Genomic DNA, 3,047 nt, shown 5'->3' with positions numbered 1-3,047 from the left:
GAGCTGGGAATGTGTTTACCCACATTCCCTTTTTTTATTCTACTCCTTCCTGGACCTTTCCCTGAGTCCAGCCTGTCCAGGCCCTTTGTCTCCCTCACCCCGACCTGTAAAGGCCCCTCCCCTAACTGCTGGATGCGCCCAATACATATTCCCGTGGGGAAATCTATTTTCATCAAAAAAAGCTAACACTGCTGAAACAGGAATTGGTGAAACAACAAAAGTAGGGTCTTTTGAAGAAGGAGTTTCTAAACAAGGAGTTTATGATTTAGCTGGAAATGTTGAAGAATGGACATCAAGTATGTATTTGCCATACTCTAACGGGATATATATTGAAGATCATATATCAGATGAATCTGGCACTACTTACCCAGTTTTGAGAGGTGGTTCATATCGACATCATGGAGATCTTTGTTTAGCTACCCGAAGACATGGCTTTCGCAAAAACTATTCAGTTTCAGGATTTCGTGTTGTTAAAGTAAGCTAGATATGCTATAGTGTTAAACACCAATATGTCTAAAATAGAAAACTTGACCATGACCAATATTGCAATTATTTCAGGCTCTCACCGTGAGCAAGGAAATTCGCATAGAGTAGCCAATTACATTGCTCATCTACTTCAAGGTAATGAAAATAAAGTTGATAATATTGACATAACCAAAGTTCCCTTTTGGGATGAAGGACTATGGGGCGAAGAAAGTTTGGCAAAAAAGTGGGAAATGTGGGAGCCTATCTCTGAACACTTGAAAATTTCTGAAGCATTAATTATCATTACACCAGAATATGGTGGAATGGCATCTCCAATAATTTCAAATTTTTTGTTGATTGCGAGTAGCGAAGAAATAGGACATAAACCGGCCCTTCTAGTTTCTGTATCAGAATCTCGCGGTGGCGCTTATCCAGTGTCTCAACTGCGTGGATTTTCCTCAAAAAATAATCACCTATGTTGGATTCCAGATCATGTAATCATACGCAATGTTAACAATTTCTTGGATGAGGTAAATACTGGAAAGGAAAGTTATACGAGCAAAGTGTTGAATTATTCCATTAAAATACTGTTAGAATATGCTACAGCTTTGGGTTACGTTAGACAGAGTGGAAATGTAGACTATGAAGAATTTCCCTATGGAATGTAAAGAAATCAACTTTATTCTCCTTCTAGGAAATGCTGGCAAAAAATAAGTGTAAACAGGTTTTTTTCATTGTAAGTTAATGAACCCGGGTGTAGTAAGTGAATAAAGAAAACAATTTGTAGGCTTGGTATGAATATTTTGACAGTTCAAACTGATATCCGGGTGAAAAATGTTCTCATCCATGAAGATGCTTTCAGTGTTGAGTTAATGGATGGGCGCACTCTCACCGTTCCTTTAGCTTGGTTCCCGCGACTTTTAAAAGCTAGTCCCGAACAGTTAGAAAAATGCGTGATTTGTGGCGGGGGTTACGGGATTCATTGGGAAGAAATCGATGAGGATCTTAGTATCGAAGGATTATTACGCGGTGCACCGGCTCCTCGGAATCAAACGCGCTCATAAGACAAGAAACCTGGGGTTTTCAAAAAAATCCGGGGTTCTTCATGACTTAGGGTGATAAAATAAACTTATCACCCTAAGTCCTGAGATCCAAGTTAATGTGGTGCGATCGCACCCATAAGATTGCCAAGAAACCGGGTTTTCAAAAACCCGGTTTCTGGTTTCTGGGCAGTTTAGGGATGCCCGATCGCCTCACTCCTAAGCAGTAGCAGAATAATCCTGAAAAACATCAGGGAATAAAGACCCTCATCGAACCTCTATAGTTGTCAATAGCCAGCAAAATCTCGATTAGACGTTCAGCACAAATTTCTCGATATTCAGACTCATTCAGTAATCTATCCGCATTTCCAATCGTAATTACAGGAAGTGAATTAGGGGTATTTTCTTCGCGCATTACTTGTTCTAAGGAATTATTGCCTTTCATACTGCGATTAGCTGTGAGCAAAATCATCTGATTTTCTTGAGCCAGTCGCCAAACAACTCTATCATCGCTATTGATTGGCAATTCCATTTGGGCAAAAGTCACAAAACGAATTGGCAGGAGATCGAGCCATCCTTGATTGACAAGAGACCCAAACAAAACCATTGCGTGCCCATTGAGATTGTGATCTATCAAAAAAATCATGCTTTAGCCTGACGTTTTGCTTTGGCTGCTTTAAGTTTTGCCCGAATCTCTTCTTGACCTGGTTTCGGTGGCATTGCTGCAATTCTAGCAATTAGGTCTCGATTTTTTTCTTCATAATACAGTCGCAGTTCTTCCGCTTCCTGAAGCACCTGATGATACTCCGCTTCAACCAGAGGACGATTGGCCTCAATATAAGCTAAAGCCGCGTTAATTTGTTCTTCGGTTAGGTCAAATAATCCCCTGATAAACTTAGGCGGATATTCAGCCGTCACATAGTCCATAATGTCGTAGAGAGTAATCCTTGTCCCGGCAATGGTCAATCCTCGTTCTGTCCGGATAATCCCGGTTTGTTCATGAGATAGGTTGGTCATAATTTTCCCCAACAATCTGTTCGCTAACAATTATTGACAGTTTAACTCCACCCATTAATCGGTGGCAAATTCTGGGAAATGCCGTTTACGGGGATGATGGAAGCCTAAAACAATATCAGTTTGAGGAATTCCCGCAGCGAGTCCATCCTTTAGGACTTAGGCATTTCGTTTAAACGTAGGGTTGATTCGCTTTCTCAACTCTACCTACATTTAGGGTTTGAACCCACACCACATATTGCGTGACTCCTGCGTAAGTCCGGTCCAGTTGGATCCGAACCCATCGTGATAACCTCAGCTTATCACCCTCATCAGGATTGCTGTGGTTAAAACCCCTTTACAAACCGTTACAAACCCGTTAATCTAAAAACATCATAACTACCTCGAAAACCAAATAGCAATCATAAAACTATGACCACCACTTTACAGCAGCGCGAAAGCGCTAATCTGTGGGACCGCTTCTGCGAATGGGTCGCTTCTACCGAAAACCGCCTTTACATCGGCTGGTTCGGCGTGTTGATGATCCCT

The 3,047-nt window shown here is 41.4% G+C and carries 6 protein-coding genes and 1 pseudogene; 4 read left to right on the top strand and 3 right to left on the bottom strand.

All coding sequences use genetic code 11. The annotated features are described in order from the left end of the window. From NG833_RS22370 to NG833_RS22360, 3 genes are all read left to right on the top strand, one after another. The coding region (locus NG833_RS22370) for an SUMF1/EgtB/PvdO family nonheme iron enzyme (protein WP_254567486.1) at window positions 1-484 on the top strand (484 nt) is incomplete at its 5' end. Window positions 485-509: 25 nt separating this feature from the next. Further along, window positions 510-1,133 carry an NADPH-dependent FMN reductase gene (locus NG833_RS22365; RefSeq protein ID WP_254567485.1) on the top strand — a complete coding sequence of 208 codons (624 nt, stop codon included), beginning with the start codon at window positions 510-512 and terminating at the stop codon, window positions 1,131-1,133. A gap of 126 nt (window positions 1,134-1,259) precedes the next feature. Further along, window positions 1,260-1,529, top strand: a complete 270-nt coding sequence (locus tag NG833_RS22360; protein ID WP_254567484.1) for a DUF2442 domain-containing protein — start codon at window positions 1,260-1,262, stop codon at window positions 1,527-1,529. Window positions 1,530-1,755: 226 nt separating this feature from the next. On the opposite strand, the gene NG833_RS22355 is transcribed toward NG833_RS22360, so the two are convergent. From NG833_RS22355 to NG833_RS22345, 3 genes are read right to left on the bottom strand one after another with little or no spacing between them, the layout of a single operon-like run. Then, a complete protein-coding gene (locus NG833_RS22355; RefSeq protein WP_254567483.1) occupies window positions 1,756-2,151 on the bottom strand; it encodes an ACP S-malonyltransferase in 396 nt (131 codons plus the stop codon). Further along, entirely contained in the window at window positions 2,148-2,522 is a 375-nt protein-coding gene (locus NG833_RS22350; protein WP_254567482.1) for a DUF433 domain-containing protein, read from the bottom strand. Before NG833_RS22350 ends, NG833_RS22355 begins: the two co-directional genes overlap by 4 nt. A gap of 54 nt (window positions 2,523-2,576) precedes the next feature. After that, complete coding sequence (locus NG833_RS22345) at window positions 2,577-2,651, bottom strand: element excision factor XisI family protein (RefSeq protein WP_309143877.1); 75 nt, start codon at window positions 2,649-2,651, stop codon at window positions 2,577-2,579. A 279-nt stretch (window positions 2,652-2,930) separates the two neighbouring features. Between NG833_RS22345 and NG833_RS22340 the strand changes: the two are divergent. Further along, window positions 2,931-3,047 (top strand): annotated as a pseudogene (locus tag NG833_RS22340) (photosystem II q(b) protein); the annotation flags it as partial.

The sequence above is a fragment of the Oscillatoria sp. HE19RPO genome, from assembly GCF_024220515.1.
Lineage (GTDB): Bacteria > Cyanobacteriota > Cyanobacteriia > Cyanobacteriales > Laspinemataceae > Laspinema.
Note: the sequence above shows the minus strand (reverse complement) of the source record. Positions and strands in the feature narration are given on the sequence as shown.